The organism is Flammeovirga sp. AWQ4_249 (genome assembly GCF_056161045.1).
The window spans coordinates 12,894-32,405 of record NZ_JBSWYJ010000055.1 but is presented as its reverse complement, the minus strand read 5'-3'; the positions used below and the strand labels follow the sequence as shown (position 1 = coordinate 32,405).

16 protein-coding genes are annotated in these 19,512 nt (G+C 32.5%); 9 read left to right on the top strand and 7 right to left on the bottom strand.

Going from position 1 to position 19,512, the window contains the following annotated elements; all coding sequences use genetic code 11:
* The first annotated feature begins 25 nt into the window (after window positions 1-25).
* On the top strand, window positions 26-553 hold the full coding sequence (locus ACXAHM_RS23705; protein ID WP_474965891.1) for a hypothetical protein: 528 nt from the start codon (window positions 26-28) through the stop codon (window positions 551-553).
* Between the two features lie 73 nt (window positions 554-626).
* On the opposite strand, the gene fmt is transcribed toward ACXAHM_RS23705, so the two are convergent.
* From fmt to ACXAHM_RS23680, 5 genes are all read right to left on the bottom strand, one after another.
* The gene (fmt, locus tag ACXAHM_RS23700; RefSeq protein WP_474965889.1) at window positions 627-1,553 is read right to left on the bottom strand and encodes a methionyl-tRNA formyltransferase; all 927 of its coding nucleotides are present in this window, start codon (window positions 1,551-1,553) and stop codon (window positions 627-629) included.
* A 3-nt stretch (window positions 1,554-1,556) separates the two neighbouring features.
* Entirely contained in the window at window positions 1,557-2,267 is a 711-nt protein-coding gene (locus tag ACXAHM_RS23695; protein WP_474965885.1) for a TrmH family RNA methyltransferase, read from the bottom strand.
* 90 nt (window positions 2,268-2,357) lie between these two features.
* Window positions 2,358-4,124: a hypothetical protein gene (locus ACXAHM_RS23690; RefSeq protein WP_474965881.1), complete on the bottom strand. Its 1,767-nt coding sequence runs from the start codon at window positions 4,122-4,124 to the stop codon at window positions 2,358-2,360.
* A 298-nt stretch (window positions 4,125-4,422) separates the two neighbouring features.
* Window positions 4,423-4,833 carry an Hsp20/alpha crystallin family protein gene (locus ACXAHM_RS23685; RefSeq protein WP_474965879.1) on the bottom strand — a complete coding sequence of 137 codons (411 nt, stop codon included), beginning with the start codon at window positions 4,831-4,833 and terminating at the stop codon, window positions 4,423-4,425.
* Between the two features lie 27 nt (window positions 4,834-4,860).
* On the bottom strand, window positions 4,861-5,259 hold the full coding sequence (locus tag ACXAHM_RS23680) for an Hsp20/alpha crystallin family protein (RefSeq protein ID WP_474965876.1): 399 nt from the start codon (window positions 5,257-5,259) through the stop codon (window positions 4,861-4,863).
* Between the two features lie 328 nt (window positions 5,260-5,587).
* Between ACXAHM_RS23680 and ACXAHM_RS23675 the strand changes: the two genes are divergently transcribed.
* Both ACXAHM_RS23675 and ACXAHM_RS23670 read left to right on the top strand, forming a co-directional pair.
* Window positions 5,588-6,073: a MarR family winged helix-turn-helix transcriptional regulator gene (locus ACXAHM_RS23675; RefSeq protein ID WP_474965873.1), complete on the top strand. Its 486-nt coding sequence runs from the start codon at window positions 5,588-5,590 to the stop codon at window positions 6,071-6,073.
* Window positions 6,074-6,105: 32 nt separating this feature from the next.
* A complete protein-coding gene (locus tag ACXAHM_RS23670; protein WP_474965870.1) occupies window positions 6,106-7,896 on the top strand; it encodes a L,D-transpeptidase family protein in 1,791 nt (596 codons plus the stop codon).
* 54 nt (window positions 7,897-7,950) lie between these two features.
* On the opposite strand, the gene ACXAHM_RS23665 is transcribed toward ACXAHM_RS23670, so the two are convergent.
* A complete protein-coding gene (locus ACXAHM_RS23665; RefSeq protein WP_474965867.1) occupies window positions 7,951-8,772 on the bottom strand; it encodes a hypothetical protein in 822 nt (273 codons plus the stop codon).
* A 332-nt stretch (window positions 8,773-9,104) separates the two neighbouring features.
* Here ACXAHM_RS23665 and ACXAHM_RS23660 point away from each other — a divergent pair, with 332 nt between their 5' ends.
* The 6 genes from ACXAHM_RS23660 (at window position 9,105) to ACXAHM_RS23635 (ending at window position 18,980) form a co-directional block, all read left to right on the top strand.
* The gene (locus tag ACXAHM_RS23660) at window positions 9,105-9,602 is read left to right on the top strand and encodes a dihydrofolate reductase (protein WP_474965864.1); all 498 of its coding nucleotides are present in this window, start codon (window positions 9,105-9,107) and stop codon (window positions 9,600-9,602) included.
* A 14-nt stretch (window positions 9,603-9,616) separates the two neighbouring features.
* Complete coding sequence (gene prmA, locus ACXAHM_RS23655) at window positions 9,617-10,435, top strand: 50S ribosomal protein L11 methyltransferase (RefSeq protein WP_474965859.1); 819 nt, start codon at window positions 9,617-9,619, stop codon at window positions 10,433-10,435.
* A 90-nt stretch (window positions 10,436-10,525) separates the two neighbouring features.
* Entirely contained in the window at window positions 10,526-15,934 is a 5,409-nt protein-coding gene (locus ACXAHM_RS23650) for a hypothetical protein (protein ID WP_474965856.1), read from the top strand.
* An 11-nt stretch (window positions 15,935-15,945) separates the two neighbouring features.
* Entirely contained in the window at window positions 15,946-16,830 is an 885-nt protein-coding gene (locus ACXAHM_RS23645; RefSeq protein WP_474965853.1) for a toxin-antitoxin system YwqK family antitoxin, read from the top strand.
* A gap of 49 nt (window positions 16,831-16,879) precedes the next feature.
* Entirely contained in the window at window positions 16,880-17,953 is a 1,074-nt protein-coding gene (gene prfA / locus ACXAHM_RS23640; RefSeq protein ID WP_474965848.1) for a peptide chain release factor 1, read from the top strand.
* 292 nt (window positions 17,954-18,245) lie between these two features.
* A complete protein-coding gene (locus ACXAHM_RS23635; protein WP_474965845.1) occupies window positions 18,246-18,980 on the top strand; it encodes a shikimate dehydrogenase family protein in 735 nt (244 codons plus the stop codon).
* A 62-nt stretch (window positions 18,981-19,042) separates the two neighbouring features.
* Here the strand turns inward: ACXAHM_RS23635 and ACXAHM_RS23630 are convergent, their stop codons facing one another.
* Window positions 19,043-19,369: a nucleotide pyrophosphohydrolase gene (locus tag ACXAHM_RS23630; RefSeq protein WP_474965842.1), complete on the bottom strand. Its 327-nt coding sequence runs from the start codon at window positions 19,367-19,369 to the stop codon at window positions 19,043-19,045.
* Window positions 19,370-19,512 lie beyond the last annotated feature (143 nt).

The window sequence follows — 19,512 nt, the reverse complement described above, 5'->3', positions numbered from 1 at the left end:
GAAACTCAGCACTCTCTTTTTGTGATTGCTTTGCCATAATTTTCAATATATAAAATTTAAAAATTACGGACAGCGTTTATTTTATACTCTCACCATTGATAGTATTGAAGAATCTACACAACATCTTTTTGTTGCAGCAAAAGAGATGATTGACAACTCATTTCTCAATGTACAGGAAATTGTAACTTCTTTTGTAAGTAATTCGAAAACTATGTCAGACTTGACATTAGAAAACACGAATGAAAATATAGATAATTTGACTTTTCAAGTAGATGGATTAATTAAAGAAACACATCGTTTTTTACATGAATCTTCTGAAAAAATTAGTGAAGCTTCAAAACGATTTACAACAAACCCTTCAGAGGCAATTTCTTTAAGTTTTGAAGACACAAAAACAGCTTCAGGAGAAGTAATTCAAGAAGTTTCTAATAAAATATTCAGGTTATCTTCATTGGACTTAACGCTAGAGAAAGAGCTAGGAATTACAATGGGGACTTTCCTATTAAACGGTGCTGCTGCTGTTATTTATCCTGCAGTACGTTTACTAAAGTAACTTCTAAACTATACTACAAACAAAAATCCCGGTCAGTATTTTGATCGGGATTTTCTTTTTATAAAGATTATAATTAATCGAATTTAGTACCTAATAAGAATGCTTTCACAGGCATACGTTTTTTACCTTGCATTTGCCATTCTTCTACAGAGATAAAGCCATCTTCTGTTTTCAAATAGAAATAATTCTTATTATCAGTCGCGTATCCTTTTTCATTGGCTTGAATCGAATCATCGTATACTTTTTTCACTTTAAAAAGTTTAAATGTTTTTCCATCAATCTCAGTCCATGCGGCAGGATATGGAGATAATCCTCTAATAAAGTTGTAAACCTTTTCTGTTGTTTGATCAAAGTTAACCTTACACGTTTCCTTGAAAATTTTTGGTGCATGCTTAGGCTCTCCAACGATCTTTTGAGGAGTTGTATTATAATCTCCTTTTTCAATTAATTGTACCGTTTTAAGGACAGTTCCTGCACCTTTTTCCATTAATCTAAGATAAACATCACCAACTGTATCTTCTTCATGGATTGGCTCTTCCTCTCTCATGATCACATCTCCTGTATCAATTTCATGTTGCAAGAAAAAGGTTGTCACGCCTGTTACTTTTTCTCCATTTATAATTGCCCAGTTGATTGGAGCTGCACCTCTATAATCTGGTAATAATGATCCATGAAGATTAAAAGTACCAATTCTTGGCATATCCCAAACGGATTCAGGTAGCATTCTAAAAGCTACAACAATTTGAAGGTCTACTTCTAATGCTTTTAACTCCGCTTGAAACTCTGGATTCTTCAAATTCGTAGGTTGCAAAATATTTAACCCTGCCTCCAAAGCATATTCTTTTACAGGAGACATTTGTAATTTCCTACCTCTACCTGCAGGCTTATCAGGAGCTGTGATTACTCCAACTACATTATAATTATTTTCAACTAATATTTTTAAGGAAGGAACTGCAAAATCGGGTGTTCCCATAAATACTATTTTCAAATCCTTTTCCATATCTTATTTATTAAATGTCTTTGCGATTGTTTCGTGCCTTTCTAAAGATTTACAAATCCATGCGGCTTCAATTAAGTTCTTTTCTTCCAAGGACAATTTCCATATTTCCTCTGGAAGTTTTCTAAGTTTGGTGCTTAAAGAGTTTAAACTTAAAGCTGCACTTACAGAAATATTAAAACTCTCAGCAAACCCATACATTGGTATTTTTACTTTGTAGTCAGCCATTTCAAAAGCTTCATCAGAAATTCCTTCTCTTTCATTACCAAATAATAAAGCGATAGGCTCGTCTACAGGCAATTCATCAAGCGTCATATCCGTATGAGGTGTAGTAGCGACTAGTTTGTATCCTTTACTTTTTAATGTATTTAATGCGTTTTTGGTTGAATCATATGTATTTACATCCACCCACTTTGCCGAACCCATTGTCGTTTTCAATGAGACTTTAAATTTGGTATCAGATTCAATCAAGTGTAAGTTTTGTACACCAAAACAATCACAAGTTCTAATGATTGCTCCCACATTCTGTAATTTGAATACTTCTTCTAAAACTACTGTAAAATGATTTGTTCTTTGAGATAATACTTTTTCTATCCCTCCAAGTTTTTTTTCGGTAATAAAAGTTTTCAGATAATCTACCAATCCTGGAGTGTCGGCATATTTCTGAAAAGCTTCCGTTTTAAAAAACTTATAATCATCATCATTAGCGTATGGCATCTCTTATTATTTATAAAGTACTAAAGCTGTCTTTTATGCTAATTTGAACATAAAAGACAGCTTTATTTTATTATTCCAGTAAGATCTCAATTAATTCATTGTATCCTCCAATGGCGACATATTTTTTAGATCACCATCGATGAATTGAATCACAGGTACATATTGATTATCCTGAGCATCTTTATAATTATAGGCAGGAGTTAAATATCCTCTAATATATTCATCACTTGCTTGAAGTTCTTGTACGAAACCATTTCCATATTTATTCAATATCATTCCGAAAGCAAACATTGTTTCAAAACCATCATAAACAAAGCTTGAAGGCTGATTATTGAACTGTTCTTGGTAATGAGCGATAAATGATTTTGCTCTAAATGAATCATCATCATACCAGTTTGGATATAGGATATTGATTTTTGCTGATTCCATTTGCGAATAACTTAATTGCTTAAACTTCAACCATTCTTGTGGTACAAAAGCTTTTGCAACTGTTCCTAATGATAATAAAGCACTCACTGTATTTAATGCTTCTACCTCATTTGTTACTGCAATAACTACATGTGCCGTTGAATCTTTAACTAATTCAAGTGAATCATCATACGATAATGGATCAAACATTTCTTGAAGTAAATCAAAACCATCTACAGGATCAAATTCTTGATATGCTGCAATTTTTCCACCCTCAGCTTCATAAGCTTCTTTAAATGAGGCTGCCATTTCTTTTTCTTTCGTAGAATGACCAAATACCACATAAGTTTGTACTGTATCTGCTTGAATTCTAAGTGAATCTCCTTCCGGATACATTTCTAAATCTTTTAGCTCATTTGCCCTTAATTGTTTACCTAAACTTTTACCCACTGTTACAGGAGTTGAAGTTGTTAAGAAAGCATTTGAAGCATTTTCGATGATTGAAGTATTATTCGAAATAGGGTTTACCATAGCAACACCCGTCTCGTTAGAGAATTGTTGAACTAGTGGTAACATATCAGCATATAAAGGTCCAATAATAAGATCTATTTCTTTCATATTAGGATCCTCAAGCAATTGCTTTAAATGAGTTGTATCTCTTTTAGTATCATATGCGACAACATCAATATTCACATCTCTTTTTGCTAAATAATCTTTAGCCATTAAAACGCCTTGGTAAATATTGTATACAAACTCATTTTTCACTCTTAATGCAGTACCATCAGTAGTCTCTGTGAAAAACGGAAGTATTACTGCCACAGTATATTTATCTTTTTTGACTGAAACTCTTGCAGTATGTTCGACAGTTGTACTTAGTCCTAATTGTTCCGCTAACTTATTCAAAGTTTCTTCGTTCCTTTTCTCTTCAGGTAATTCCATCATCTTATGGAAGAGAAGAGTCGCTACTTGAACATTATCAGGATATTTTTCATAAGTGCTTTCCAATTTAGAAACAGGAGTACCCTCTAAAGACTGACCTATTAAAGCATTTAAATCTTCTTTTAATTTTTTATCCTGAATAGAATCAGCAATTGAAATACTTTCAATGTACTTATTGATTTTTAAATAAGTTGAGGCTAATAAGTAATTGGCTTGCTCGCGTTCATCCCAATTAGAATAGGAAGTCAATGCTTTTGTTAGGTTATCTTCTGCTTGAAAATAATCCCCTTCCATATAATAAGCATAGCCCATCAATGTTAAAGCATAAGGTTGTAATGTCGCACCTTTGAGATACATCATATCTTCAAGTACTACTATACCTGGCTGATATTTCCCTTCGTCGATTAATTGTTTTCCGTAAGTGTATTTCTCTACTTCTGTTTTTCCACTTTGAGCAAAAGCGTTAACCGTTAATAGTACAGAGAAGAGTAATGTGTAAAAGTATCTCATAAAAATGATCTTACTACGAATTAAACTGAGATAAAAAATGATTATCTGCCTTGAATATTATTTTTTGAAGTTCATAATTATCCAAAACCAACTGCAAGTTACAAATTCGAGATTGATTAAAAATTTTTTATGCTAAAAATAACATTGGAAGAATAAGAGAAATACATAATTTTTATCCTTTTGAGAAAATAAAAAAGCCAATCTCAAAATAGGAGATTGGCCTTTACTAGAAACTTTAAAAATTGATGATGTTTAATGTTTTTTCTCTTAGAATTTAACATTATGTTATTGACGACAATTAGCTTATTTCTATGGTTTTCTTTTCTAAAGGAGTATTCTTAGGCAAAATGACTGAAAGAACACCATTGTCATAAGACGCGTTGATTTCTTCTATATTAATATTATTAGGTAGTGTAAAAGATCTTTTAAAATCTTTATTTACATATTCTCTTTTCAAATAAGTAACCCCTTCTTGTTCCTCAGCAGTATGTTGATAAGAAACGACTAGTTTATTTTGCTCAATGGCAATCTCAACATCTTCCTTATTTATACCTGGAATAATAATCTCCACTGTATATCCTTCTGCATATTCTTTTACATTCATAGGAACTTGAGCATCTAAAGGATTTACGGTATCTAAAACGTTTACTACATCACTCATTAATGAGGAAATGAAAGTCGAAGGGTAATCTGATAATGTATGTTTCATTGTTTCTAAATTTTTAATCTTACTAAATTATTTTACTTCAATTCTAACTGGCTTTTTCTCTTCACTTTTTGGTAAAGTAATCGCTAAAATTCCTGCATTGAATTTTGCTTCTAAAGCCTCAACATTTATCAAATCTGAAATCTTGAATGATTTCTCAAAGTCCTTTACAGAATAAGCATTTACTAAGATCTTTTCTGTATTTTCTTCTTCAGTTTTAGACTCAACATATTTAATGTTTAATCTATTATTTTCCACTTCTATAGAGAAGAATTCTTTTTTATATCCTGGAACTACTAATTCTACAAAAAAGTTATTCTCATCCTCTTTAATATTCACAGGAACATATGCTTTATTTTTCTCTACTGCATTAATTACATTAGATACAAATGACTTTCTTCTACTTGGGCTGTATGTTGTAATACTCATGATTTTTTATGTTTTAAATTTTCAATTCAAATTTTGATTTACACTTTACCCTTAGACAATTGATGTTCCATTTGATTTTTTAATGTCATTATGTCATTTTTAAGTGGAGAAATCAATATTTACATGCCATATTGTCATTTTCTATATGAGTACTGTTTTATTTATATCATAAAATGGCTAAAAACAGAACTAATTATTTCAAACCGTCGTCTTTGCTATCGTGGCTGATCATTTAAAAGGTTAAAAAAATTGATTAAACACAAACAATTAAGTACATTAGAGGACTTAAAAAACTTATCCATTTATATTCATATTCAAGATCATATCTATGAGCACATTAATGAGAGACGATGTAGAAAAGAGAAGACGTCTAACAAAAATTATTGCACAAGTTTCACGACTTGGTAATTATACTTTAGGCCGTGCTTTTGAACGCAAAGGACTTCCTATCTCAAGAGAACAATGGGACGTGCTAGTGATGCTTTGGGATAAAGATGGACGTGCACAACAGGAGTTTGCTACGTTTCTTCTAAAAAACAGAGCTAGTATTACGAGTTTGATAGATAATATGGAAAAAAATAATTTGGTAACTCGTGTCCCTAACCCAAATGATAAAAGATCAAAACTCATTTATTTAACAAGAAAAGCTAGAGACTTAAAGGAACAAGTTGTTGGAATTGCTGAAGATGCTATCATTCATATTACTAAGGGCATTCCATTGGATGAAGTAGAAAAAGCAGCCGACTTGTTGCAACAATGTCTTGATAATATTGTTGATTACGAAGAAAACTTAATCAACGAACAAAAAAAATAACACGCTATTCTTAAGGTGATTAAAACTTAAGTATGTCAAAAAAAACTAATATTCTTTTTGTTTGGAAAAGGTGTATTGGGACTTTGATATTATGCTTTATCAACTTCATTCCTAATACACTTTTTGCACAACAAAATACTGAAATAAAAACTATCCTCTCTTCTTTCAATAATAGCTTAGAATACAAAGGCGTTCATATTTTCTCAGATAGCTTAATGCCTCTAATCTATGAAAGAAAAGACTATCAACCGATCTGGACTTCTGAAAATAATATTGACGATCTATTATACGTCATTAATGATAGTTACAACGAAGGTCTTGTACCTGAACATTATCATTTAGAACAGATAAATAAACTTCGTTCATATGCTTACATTTCTAAAAATGATGCGGCTTTTCTAGATATCCTGATGACGGATGCTGCTATCTTATTAAGTTCTCATTTAATTTGGGGTAAAGTCAATCCTGAAAAAATATCTTCAACTTGGAATTTTGACACAAAAGAATTCTCTGAAGACAGAATCAGTTTATTCCTTGAACCAATTGAACAGGAGCAGATTATTGAAGCAGTTGAAGCTATTAAGCCAAGTAATTCTCTGTATTTAGGATTAAAAAAATCACTAAAAGAGTTTAGAAAGATAGAGAAAAATGGGGGTTACGGTAAGTTGCAACGAATTGAATCTATTCGAATTGGAGAAAAAAATGAAAGTATACCTGCTTTAAGAAAAAGGTTAGCTGTAACTCAGCATTTGAAAAGGCAGGAAAAAACTGTTTTACAAATAGATACAACTTATCATTCACAATTTATTGGGTTAAGTATTACGGATGCTCCGCTAATGAATCCAAAGGTTGATTCTGTTGTTTCTTATACCCCTTTTAGTCCTATTCCAATCATTGATTCTGCTTATGTAAAAGTCTCCTATTTGGATACTACTTCTTTTGTTTATGACAATAACCTCAGGAAATCAATTATTCATTTTCAAAGTATGTATGGCTTAGAAACTGATGGAAACGTTGGGAAAAATACTTTGAAGGCTTTGAATATCCCTCCTTCTCAAAGAATAAATACACTTAGGATTAATTTAGAAAGAGCTCGATGGGTTAATCATGAAGATGATGATAATGTCATCTTTGTCAATATAGCTAGCTATATGCTTTATCTCCATAAAAATGGAAAATGGTATTACAGAACCAACGTTGTAGTAGGCAAACCTTATCACCAAACGCCAGTTTTTAAGGCAAAGATGAGTTATATCGATATTAATCCAACTTGGAGTTTACCTTACAGTATAGCTAGTGAGGAAATGTTACCTAAACTCAAGAAAGACCCTACATATCTTGAGAAGCATAATATGAAATTGTACGACCGTAAGAATAAAGAAATTGATCCAACTACGGTAAAATGGAAAACAATCAAAAAGACAAATTTCCCTTATTACATTGTACAAGGTTCAGGATCTAGAAATGCTTTAGGTCAAATCAAGTTCATGTTCCCTAATAAGTATTCAATTTATCTTCATGACACTCCATCTCGCTATTTATTTAATAAAAATTCACGAGCATTTAGCCATGGATGTATCAGAGTACACAACCCTTTGAATCTCGGAGAACAACTACTAAAAGATCAAGGATATACTTTAGAAGACATTAAAGATTATGTGGATGAAGGTGAATTAAAAAGGATCATTATTATGGATAGACCAACCGTCTATCTATTATATTTCACAGCGATGCTTGGTCCGGATACAGCCATTCATTTTCATGATGATATTTATGACAGAGATGAAAGGGTTTTAGTAGAACTCAATAAAGCATTATACTAAAAAAAGCCACTTGAATCTAAACTCAAGTGGCTATCTCTTTCTAAATATTTTCGGTTATTTTCTTCCTCCAAAGAAGAATGTCAAGAACATTGCTGAATAAAAATTTCTATTATCTGAAGAAGCCATGATTTGAACATCTTTAGTATACAAATCTCCAATAATACCTGCTTCTACACCTGTAATACTTCTTTTATTCACTCCAAATTCGAACGTTAAAGAAGCTTTAAAGGCTAAACCTGCTACAACACTTGCTTTCGATAAACTTTCAGCAAACGAACCAGTACCTTCTATTCTATGACTCAAAGTCAAATAATCTTCTAATGTAAATTGCTTTGTTTCGGATAAGTCAGTATTTGGATCTGTGTAACGAATTAGATAAGGAGTAACAACACCAATTGAAGGCCCAACATTCCATAAAAAATTCATTTGAACACCTTGTTTTCTTGCTTTCTTGAATACGATATATTCTTTACCAAACATAGGTCTAATGGCATATAACCTATTCATTTTCCCAGGAACATACCCCTCTCCAGTATAGGCAGGTTGTCTTTGTTCTTTGGGGTGACGAATATTGATAAATTCGATACTTAATGAGTGGTATTTCCTATCTTTTTCAATCTCTCCAACTCTTCCTCTTGACACCTTCGTTTTTCCACTATTTTGACCTAGTGATTCTACGATTTTATGCTCATAGAAATATTTTTTAGCAAAGCGAAACGATGCACCACCTATGGTTCCACCATAAGTGTTCATCATTACTCCTAACGCCCATTCTTTTTCGTAATATTCATCTTCTTCTTCGACTGGGAATTGAGCGTAGACGGAGACAGGTATTGACAGTATGAATATTAAAGAGATTAAAAGGTACTTTTTCAAGTCTAGTTAATTTTATAATACGTTCAGATAAATAAGGGTTTGTATAGTAATTTACATTCTATTGTTGACACCTACAAGTCATAATCAGACGAATATTTATGAAAATAGAAATTAGTTTACTTTTTAACTCTGATTATAACAAACTTAGTGATTAAATTCTTAAATTATTAGGTGAGATAAATTTGTATTCGTTAAATTCAACTTTTGTCAAGAAGATTCCTTTTTACACAAGGTTTTCAAACAAAAAAACAAAGAGAAAGTTAGTCTCTTATATATACTGTGCTTAATAAAAGTGTTTAAAGGCACTGAGTTATTATAAATAAAAACTTAATATGAAGATATCCATCATTGTTGCAAAAGCAACTAATAATGTGATAGGAAAAGACAATCAATTGATTTGGCATATTCCAGCTGACCTCAAATATTTCAAAAAGGTCACTACTAACCATACAGTGATCATGGGTAGGAAAACGCATGAGTCTATAGGAAAATGTCTTCCAAATAGACAAAATATTGTAATTTCTCGAAACCCTGATTTCAAGACCTTTGAAGGTGGAATATTATCATCAAGTTTATCTGAAGCAATTGAATTAGCACGTCAAAATAATGAAAAAGAAGTATTCATTATTGGAGGTGGAGCTATTTATGAAGAGGCTATAAAAATTGCAGACAAGTTATATGTCACAGAGATTCATGATCAATTTGTAGGAGATACTTTCTTTCCTGATATTTTACATTCTGAATGGTCTGAAATTTCAAGGTTTGAATATCCTAAAAGTACTACTTCTCCTTATGCTTATTCATTTGTCAACTATCTTCGTAGAAAATAATTAACCTTTTTATTATGGATTACATTGTCATCAAAGTAAAATGCAATGAAGAATTGGGTGAGATTCTTCAAGCGGTATTAGGAAATGTGGGTTTTGAAGCATTTTTAGAGAATGAAGAAGGTTTTGAAGCTTCTTTAGAAAAAGAATTCTATAATGAAGAGGAGGTAAAAGACGCTCTTGAATTCTTTAGTGATCAAATGTCTTACACTATTGAAGAACAAGAGAAACAAAACTGGAATAAGCTATGGGAAAGTCATTATGAACCTGTAGAAATCAGTGATGATTTACAGATTAGAGCTTCATTCCATCCTGCTGATCCAAAATATAAATACGAAATTGTCATTACTCCTAAAATGTCATTTGGGACAGGACATCACGCTACAACAACATTGATGCTTCGCAATCAATTATCGATAAATCATAATGGTAAAAATGTAGCTGATCTAGGATGTGGTACAGGAATCCTTGCTGTAATGGCCAAATTATTAGGAGCAAAGCAAGTTGATGCATGCGATATCGAAGATTGGTCTTGTGAAAACGCATTAGAAAATGCAGCACTTAATAATGTAGATGTTCGTGTTACTGTAGGTACTGTAAACGATATGGAAAAACTTGACGAATACGAAATTGTATTGGCCAATATTAACCGTAATGTTTTACTAGAAGAAATGCCTACTTATCAGAAACTTATCGCCAAAGATGGTTTATTATTATTAAGTGGTTTTTATACTGACGATCTGCCTATTATCTCTGAAAAAGCAAAATCTGTTGGTCTTTCTTTTGTTTCTCACCTAGAGAAAGACAATTGGGTTAGTGCTATATTCAAGAATTAAAATTATAATCAATATTGAGAGGTACAAAAAAATTCCATTTTGGAGTATTTTTTGCAATTCAAGCATACTAGTAGGCTGTAATTGATTTTGATGTCTATTACAGCCTTCAATCTTTTTAAAATCCTTCTTTTGAGACGTATGCCTTTAAAGCTAAAATATATATTCTTTTCTACTCTATTACTCCTTGGTTTATCATCTAAAAACCTTTTATGGGCCCAAACAGATGCGGAATCAGATTCAGTAATCAATAAATATTATCATCCTTTTACAGAGTACGATAGTTTTCTTGTTGACCTTAACTTATATCTTGAAAAAGGTGTGCGTTTAGGTAGTGATACTATAATGCTTGATTTTGAATCACATTGGGAAAATGGTGTGATTAACGAAACACAAAAAGAATGGATTTATAAGAGTACTAAAAGGATGCATAAAAACAGGTTGCAGTATCGAAAACAAGCTGCCCTGTATTATGGATGTTTAATGGCATTTTTAGACTCTGCAGGAAATGAAAATAAACAGTTTACAAGATTTCTCGAAATTGCAGATACTTGTTTGATTTCTTATTCACCAAAAGTAACACAAAACTTCTTCTATAAATCTAGACTTTTTCTGGAAAAAAGATTAATTGAAAAATCAAAATACACAACCATCGAGGTAAAAGGTGGAAATTATGAATTTACGCACGAACTCGCTGCAGATGGTTATGTGAGTGATAAAATGGTTGTTGAGATTAATACAGAACCCGAAAAAGAAGAACCAAAAGAAGATTGGTTTGAGGGAGATGGAAAGGAAGATGTTGCCAATCAAGATACAAGTACCGAAACCACAGATGATGGGTGGGGAAGTGATGACTCCTCAGAAGGTAATTCCTGGGAAGATGGCGGAAGTGTAGATTGGGGAGATGACTCCTCAAGTAGTGACGACTCCTGGGATTCGGGATCTGTAGATTGGGGAGATAGTTCTGGAACTGATTGGAGTTCTGATGATGGATCCTCAGATTGGGGAGGATCTTGGGGTGGCGATGATAGTAATATCCAAGATTATGATAGTGGCGATTCAGATACAGGAGCCCAAGCAGAAGAATATGCTTTTTCAGAGGATTGTAATGATCAAACTTCTGAAATTCAAAACTATGATCCTGGTATTACTCCGATGCCTCCATTGGAGGGACCAATGCTTAAAATTTTAGAGGCAGACCTTGTTATTTCAACAAAATTCGACACTGCTCTACTCGAACATACAGTTGGTACTTTCTTATTTAATTCTGATACAATTGTCTGTCAAGGTGGACGTTTTTATTGGGGAAATGTCAATTTTTCAAAAGATTCAGCGTGGTGTGAATTACCACACTTTCACTTTGACACGAGGGTAGCTTACATTGAAGCAGATCACGCCGAAATGTATTTCAGTCAATATCTAGATACTATTGCTATCGGTGCATTTACGTACAGAAGTGGTCACTATAATAAGTTCCCAGAAAAAGCTATTTATCCTCAATTTATCAGTTATAACAATGATTTAACTTGGAAAAATATACCTGAAGATATTGAGTTAAGAGGTGGTTTTGCCATAAAAGGAAAGCATACTGTCTCTAAAGCGGTCTCCAATGCTCCAACAGTAATCACTGTGAAAGATGAAGAAGATACTTTGTTTACTCTAAAAACACCAAAGGCAGTTAGAATTGATGACGAGGGGAAAATGATACGAACAAAATCAAGTGCCGTTGAAATTTTCTACTCTGATGATGATACTGTTGCACACCCTTCGGTCAATGCATTAATAAGTGTCAGTGACAGCACAAAAAATGCTTTCTTTAGAAAAACAACAGATATCTATCGTTTCAATCCTTTTACATTAAGTGCTCAGGATGTCAATGTTTATGCTGATGCAATACTTTGGGATTTAAAAGCTGATTCATTGGATTTCCGTATCACAGGTGGAGACAAAGTAGTTCCATTAATTGTGGAATCTCAAGACTTCTTTCATCCTGGTTTTGTTTCAAGAATTCAAGGTGTAAAAAAATTCCAACCTCTGATGATCATTGTAAATTACTCAAGATCACAAAGAAGAAGATGTTTTGATACAGGTCAATTAGCGATTGATCTTAAAATAAATGAAGAGCAATTTGATGAAAGTTTACAATCTATGGCCATCGATGGACTTGTCGAATATGATCCTTATTCTAAGATTGTCAAATTAAATCAAAAGGCTTATCAATATTATGATCGCTATTTCTTTGCTTCAAGTGAAAGAAGAAGAAATGCGATGACACGTTCTATGAACTTCGAAAATTTGAGTGCAATGCAAGAACATGCACTTGAAGAAAGAGATTTTGACAACTTAAGTATTGCCGCTCAACTTCCTTCTGATGGATTAGCGAATGCAACTTTAACTTTAGAAGATAGTTCAGAATTAAAACTAAGAAAAGTTCCCTATTTCCCTATTTCAGATTCACTAAGTGTATTTGTAATGCCTGATAGTGCAGGATTAGTAATTGAGGAAGATAGAAAAATGACATTTGGCGGCCAATTCAATGCAGGATCTTATATCTTCCGAGGTGAAGAATTTACCTTCAAGTACGATAGCTTTTTAATCAGCCTTACACAAGTTGATTCCATTAGTTTCATCGTAAAAGATAGCGTTACAGGAAAACCAGTAGAAGCACCAAATCCTTTAGTAGATACGGGTGGTACATTATTTATCAATAAACCTTTTAACAAAAGTGGTTTACTTAATGTTGAAGGATATCCATCATTTAATGCCACTTCTGATAGTAGCAAAGGTGGACGTATTTATTATGACAGACCTGCAATCTTGGGAGGTGCATATGACAAAAGAATTGTTTTCGAGCTAGATACTTTTACAGTAGATGCTTCGGTTATTCATAGTGATGTTTCATTTAATGGTGTCCTGAATACGGGTGGTATCTTCCCTACTTTTAAAGATGAAGTAGTTATGGACCCAGCCACAGGTATATTCGTATTAGATAGAAAAACAAACCATGATGAAACATGGGGAAGTGATAAAGGTTGGCCTATTTATGTGAAGAAGAAAAAAACAGAGCAAGGTGAAACTTTAGTAGGGAAAGGACATTTTGATGGGAATATCTCTTTAAATCAAGATGGTATTAGAGGTAATGGTGAATTAGAATATTTAGGAAGTGAATTTAGATCTGACGATTTTATCTTTTATTCTGATTCTGTAACAACAAAAGGTACACAAGGTATTATTGAATCTGATGTTCACCCAAGAGTTGAAATGAATACTTATGAGATGAAATGGTACGTTTACAGAGATAGTATGGCCTTTCACGGTAGTCAAGATGAACCTTTCAGCATCTATAATCAAGATATAAAATTCTCTGGCGACCTTGCACTATTACCTGACAAGGTATTTGGTTCTGGTGAAGTAAAAACGTCTGATTCAAGAAACCAATCTGATAATTTCAGATTCCAAAAAGAGGGTTATATCAGTAGACATTCTACTTTTGAAATTAACTCCAATATTGAAGGAAGTCCTTCTATGTTTGGTAAGGATATTAGAGTTGCTAGAAACATCACAGAAAATAAAGTATTGATTCGTACGGAAAGTAGTAATGGTGCTCAATCATCCTTAGTTTTCCCTTTTGTTAATTTTATTACTTCAATTAATGAAGCCCTTTGGGATATTGATAATAAAAATATCTATATGAGTGCTGACAATGGTTCAAAAGGTAAATTCATTTCCACTAAACCATCACAAGATTCTCTATTAATAGAAGGTGATTCAGCTAATTATGATCTTACTACTAATAAACTAAATATTTACAACGTAGATAAGATTAGAGTAAGTAACCTTTACATTGTCCCTGACTCTGCTAATAAAATCGTTAAGATCAGCAGGGATGCAACAATAGAACCTTTAGAAAATGCTCAAATCATTTTGAGTAGATACACAAAACTTCATACAATATATAATGCTAATGTTGAACTAATTTCTAGAAATCAAGTAAATGCTACAGGTGATTATCTATATAAGAATACGCTTAATGAAGAGAAAGTAATTAAAATAGATCGTATTGTTGCTAAGGAGTTTTACAATGATAATGTTGGTGAAAATACAATTCAAAATAGAGCGTATGGTATTATTGAAGAAGATGATCCATTATTATTTGTAGGAGGTTTAGAATACTATGGCAAAATTGGGTTAGTTGAAAACAAGAAAGTTGCCCGATTCAAAGATGGAAATGCTCGCTTACATATTCCTGGTGTAGACACACAATGGTTTAGTTATAATTCTACAAATGATGATGACGACACCGACTCAACTGCACATGTTATTGTAAATGATCAATTATTATCTACCAATGAAAATGTTCCTCTGATTACAGGTTTATTTTATGATAAGAAAAACGGTTATGTATATAATAGTTTTATTGAAAGACCTGATGGATATAGAAAAGAACACAGAAGACTTTTTGATATAGAAGGTAGATTAGAATTTGAATCTTTTAATGGAACCAGTGATAATGGTCGTTTCCATATCTTACCTCATAGTTATTTCAAAGCTTTAGAAGCCGGAGAAGAAGAGTTTTATGCTTCAATTTTTGGAAATTGGTTTAGTTTCGATCCCAAAAGAGAACAAATTACTTTCCGTGGAGCAATTGATTTATTAGCCCCAAATTCAAAAGAAAAAGTTCCTTCAATCAAAACTTCAGCTTCTGGTACTGCAATGCATGAAATTGATGAAATATCAATGAATGCTTCATTTGCAATTGGTCCTAAATTATCTTCTAAAATTTCAGGCACAATCATGTCCGACCTAAGGTCAAATAAAGAAGACGCTCCAAGGGTAATTCCAGAAGATTATGAAATCGATAGTTTAGGTAAACTTAATCATCAAATCGTTCCTTTATTTAATAGTAATCAATATAAAGATTATTTAAATGGACATGATATTGTACGATTACTTAATAATTATATCGTAATTCTTGATAATGAAATAGTTTGGGATAGTGAAAATTCAGCTTTCCACTCAGTGGGAGATAAAGTAAAATTACTTTCTGCTTTTGGAGATGATATCAATACAGAAATTACAGGTTTTATTGAAATTCCTAAAGACGAAACTAGAGGAGAAGGAGATCCTACAGACAGAGTGATCAATATTTTCCTAGAAGGCCCAACAGGAACTTGGTACCACATTAGACAAGATAAAGGAGAATTAAGTATATTTAGCTCTAACAAATCACTCATGGGTGAAATCAAAAAACAGAGTGATGTCAAAGTTGGAAGTGCTACACAAACTTTTGCTTTCTTAGAATGGTATTACAATACATATAAAGATGGTTCTGAAATTCCTTCTAAGTATGATATGGATTTATCTTCTTCAATGGAAGCTGAAGAAGAAGACACAAGCAATGGTTTTAAAGGTATTGACGAAGAAGAAAGCGGTGCTGAAGAGGAAGAAGAACAAATGGACAGCATTCCAGTTGACGATGAAGATGACGGGGATGATTTCTAAATAAATAAGCAATGACTAAACTTTTTTATCTACATACTACAATAATAGGAATTCTTATAAACAGCTTTATGTTTACTTCGGCTTTTGCTCAAACAGAGGAAAATGAAGAAAATTTAAAGCCTAAACCTATGGTTGTTGAAATGGACTCAATTGATGAGGATGCACCTACTATTGAATTAAACCCTGGTGCACCTGAAGAGCAACAATTGATTAAAAAGAAAAAAAAGAAGAAGAAAAAAGTTTTCTGGGGAATAAAAACCAAACGTGGATATACTAGATCCATGAGTAGAGGTAATGCTGTATTTGAATTATTTTATGTTTTACCAGAATATGAAAGTCCTAATAAATACGCCCCTTTAAAGTATTATTACAACCCTAAAGAGAGGAAAATAGAAAGAAAAACGACTTCTAATCCTAAATATGGTATTCCTCTTCATGGTTCTTATGTAAAAATTGTAGAAAAAGATACAGTGACAACAGGATACTTTTATAAAGGACTCTTGACGGGTCGTTGGGTGTGGTATGGAAGTAATAAAGAGATAAAAGACAAGAAATTCTATTACATGGGATTTCCAAAAGAATCTGAAATTACTTACTATGACTCAAAACAAAGTAAAGTGAAAGAAGTCATTCCTTACCAACATGGTGAATTAAATGGCATTTATCAATCCTTTTACGAAAGTGGTAATAAAAAAGAAGTGGGTAGTTATAAATATGGCTACAAAGTAGGAGACTGGACGGAGTATTATGATGTCCTTGATAGAAGAGGAAGGCAACGTAGAAAAAAATTAACCCAATACAGAAATAAAAACAATGTCTATAAAAAGGATTATTCCGGGCCAAAAGTGAAATATGAATGGGATGAAAAGGGCAAGGTGGTCAGTAAGGGTAAATAAATAAGAAAAAAGTTTACCTTTGTAAAAATTATAGCAAAGTCAATCAGAGATGTTAGATAAACTCGAAAAAATAAAAGAACGCTTTGATCAAGTAAGCGAGGATTTGGTGAAGCCTGAGACTGTCTCAGACATGAAATTATATGCCAAATTAAACAAGGAGTACAAAGATTTACAGAAAGTTGTCGAAAAATACTTTGAGTATAAAAACATGCTTGAAGGTATTGATGAGGCTAAGCAAATATTAGAAGAAGAGAAAGATCCTGAGTTACGTGAGATGGCTAAAATGGAACTTGATGAACTTCAAGATGGAATTCCAGGTATAGAGGAGGAGTTAAAAATGTTGTTAATTCCTAAAGATCCTAATGATTCTAAAAATGCTATCTTTGAAATTAGAGCAGGTGCAGGTGGTGATGAAGCTTCAATTTTTGCAGGTGATTTACTTCGTATGTACCAACGTTTCTGTGAAAGACATAAATGGAAATTGAGTATCACTGACTTTGTTGATGGTACTTCAGGTGGTTTTAATAAAATCGTAGCCAACATACAAGGCGAAGATGCTTATGGTATGTTGAAATATGAAGCAGGTGTACACCGTGTACAACGTGTTCCAGCTACAGAATCTCAAGGACGTATCCACACTTCTGTAGCTTCGGTTGCAGTTCTTCCAGAAATGGACGATGTAGAAATTGAATTAAATATGTCAGATATCCGTCGTGATGAATTCTGTTCTTCTGGGCCTGGTGGACAATCAGTTAACACTACATATTCTGCGATTCGTTTAACTCACCTTCCTACTGGTATTATTGTACAATGTCAGGATGAAAAATCAAAGTTGAAAAACTACGATAAGGCGTTAAAAGAATTAAAGTCTCGTCTTTATGCTATCGAAGAGAAGAAACGTCAAGAAGAGATTGGAGCTGAGCGTAAATCAATGGTAGGTTCTGGTGCTCGTTCTGATAAAATTCGTACATACAACTACCCTCAAGGTCGTGTAACTGATCACCGTATTAACCACTCTGTTTTCAATTTACCAATTGTAATGGATGGTGATATTCAAGACTTCATCGATCGTTTACGTATCGCTGATAACTTAGAAAAAATGGAAAACAGCGGTTTAGCTTAATCCATCAATTATAAAAGAAATCCCTCATTTGGCAATATGCATAAATGAGGGATTTTTTATATAGATAAGTAAGTAAGTCCTGTTTTGCTAGATAGTTCCTAAATCATTTTTCAATTTACAGAACTAAAAGGTTCGGTTTTATACGTAATTGTATAATTGAATTTAAACCTTTATTGGATACATATAACATATTACAATCACTTTTCTTTTATAGAGTCTATTAATGCTTTTATTTATCCAATCTGAAAATTAGAAAGTTGTTTGTAACTTGTAGCTCAAATAAAATTATCTTATGAAAAAATACGGTTTAATTGGATATCCTTTGGGACATTCCTTTTCGAAAAAATATTTTACTAAAAAATTCCAAAAAGAAGGAATCGAAGGTTGTGAGTATGAGCTTTATGAATTAGAAAAAATAGATATTTTCTCTGATCTAGTAGCAAATAATGATTTATTTGGATTAAATGTTACGATCCCGTACAAACAAGATATTATCCCTTTTTTAGATCGTTTAGACCCTGCTACAGCAGGAAAAATAGGAGCTGTCAATGTGATAAAATTTGAAGAAGATGGCACTAAAACGGGCTATAATTCAGATTATTATGGATTTAAGACTTCATTGCTAGATTTTCTTCCGAATACTAAATTCAAAGCATTAATTTTAGGAACAGGAGGTGCTTCAAAAGCGATTAAAGTTACTTTAGAAGATTTGGATATTCCTTATCAATATGTTTCTAGAAATAGAACAGAAGAAAGCATTGCTTACGCAGATGTCACGGAAGAAATTTATACGACACATACTTTAATCATCAATACAACTCCATTGGGAATGCACCCAAATGAAGGAGTTGCACCGAAATTACCTTATGATTTAACGACTGAAGATCATTATTTCTTTGATGTAGTTTACAACCCTGAGGTGACTGAATTTATGAAGTTAGGTGCTGAAAAAGGAGCTAAAACAATGAATGGCCTTGATATGCTTATCGGTCAAGCTGAAGCTTCATGGAAAATATGGAATTCATAAACTATCAATAGTTATAAATCCAAAAAGGTCAACTGATTTCAAATATTCAGTTGACCTTTTTTCTATTTCAATTTCTCATTGTTTTTATGTCTGTCAGCATCTCGAATCGACTTCTTTTCTAGATTCTTTTCTAAAGCTTCCGTTAAATCAATTCCTGTCTGATTCGCTAGGCATACTAAAACAAATAAAACATCGGCCATTTCATCTGCTAGATTTACATCTTCATCCGATTTCTTAAAAGATTGTTCTCCATATTTTCTAGCCATTATACGAGCAACTTCACCAACTTCTTCCATTAAGATTGCTGTATTTGTTAGTTCATTAAAATAACGAACGCCTGTCGTGTTGATCCATTTATCAACAACTTTTTGTACTTCCTCTAAAGTCATGATTATATCTATTTTGTATGGAACAAAAATAGGAGTTAAATAGAAAAAAATAAGGTTTAATTAGATTTACTTAGAGAGTTTAAGTTTACTTTCTTTTGATAAAAGTATTGCGTTAGAAATTTGAATTGGATAAGAAACTGTTG

Bases quoted from the DNA above. Each gene is read 5' to 3' on its own strand.
- ACXAHM_RS23680 (WP_474965876.1), bottom strand. From the start codon at position 5,259: ATGAGTATTACAACATACAGCCCAAGTAGAAGAAAGTCATTTGTATCT.
- fmt (WP_474965889.1), bottom strand. From the start codon at position 1,553: ATGGAAAAGGATTTGAAAATAGTATTTATGGGAACACCCGATTTTGCA.
- ACXAHM_RS23635 (WP_474965845.1), top strand. From the start codon at position 18,246: ATGAAAAAATACGGTTTAATTGGATATCCTTTGGGACATTCCTTTTCG.
- ACXAHM_RS23660 (WP_474965864.1), top strand. From the start codon at position 9,105: ATGAAGATATCCATCATTGTTGCAAAAGCAACTAATAATGTGATAGGA.
- ACXAHM_RS23670 (WP_474965870.1), top strand. From the start codon at position 6,106: ATGTCAAAAAAAACTAATATTCTTTTTGTTTGGAAAAGGTGTATTGGG.
- prfA (WP_474965848.1), top strand. From the start codon at position 16,880: ATGTTAGATAAACTCGAAAAAATAAAAGAACGCTTTGATCAAGTAAGC.
- ACXAHM_RS23675 (WP_474965873.1), top strand. From the start codon at position 5,588: ATGAGCACATTAATGAGAGACGATGTAGAAAAGAGAAGACGTCTAACA.
- ACXAHM_RS23695 (WP_474965885.1), bottom strand. From the start codon at position 2,267: ATGCCATACGCTAATGATGATGATTATAAGTTTTTTAAAACGGAAGCT.
- ACXAHM_RS23645 (WP_474965853.1), top strand. From the start codon at position 15,946: ATGACTAAACTTTTTTATCTACATACTACAATAATAGGAATTCTTATA.
- prmA (WP_474965859.1), top strand. From the start codon at position 9,617: ATGGATTACATTGTCATCAAAGTAAAATGCAATGAAGAATTGGGTGAG.
- ACXAHM_RS23685 (WP_474965879.1), bottom strand. From the start codon at position 4,833: ATGAAACATACATTATCAGATTACCCTTCGACTTTCATTTCCTCATTA.
- ACXAHM_RS23650 (WP_474965856.1), top strand. From the start codon at position 10,526: ATGTCTATTACAGCCTTCAATCTTTTTAAAATCCTTCTTTTGAGACGT.
- ACXAHM_RS23690 (WP_474965881.1), bottom strand. From the start codon at position 4,124: ATGAGATACTTTTACACATTACTCTTCTCTGTACTATTAACGGTTAAC.
- ACXAHM_RS23630 (WP_474965842.1), bottom strand. From the start codon at position 19,369: ATGACTTTAGAGGAAGTACAAAAAGTTGTTGATAAATGGATCAACACG.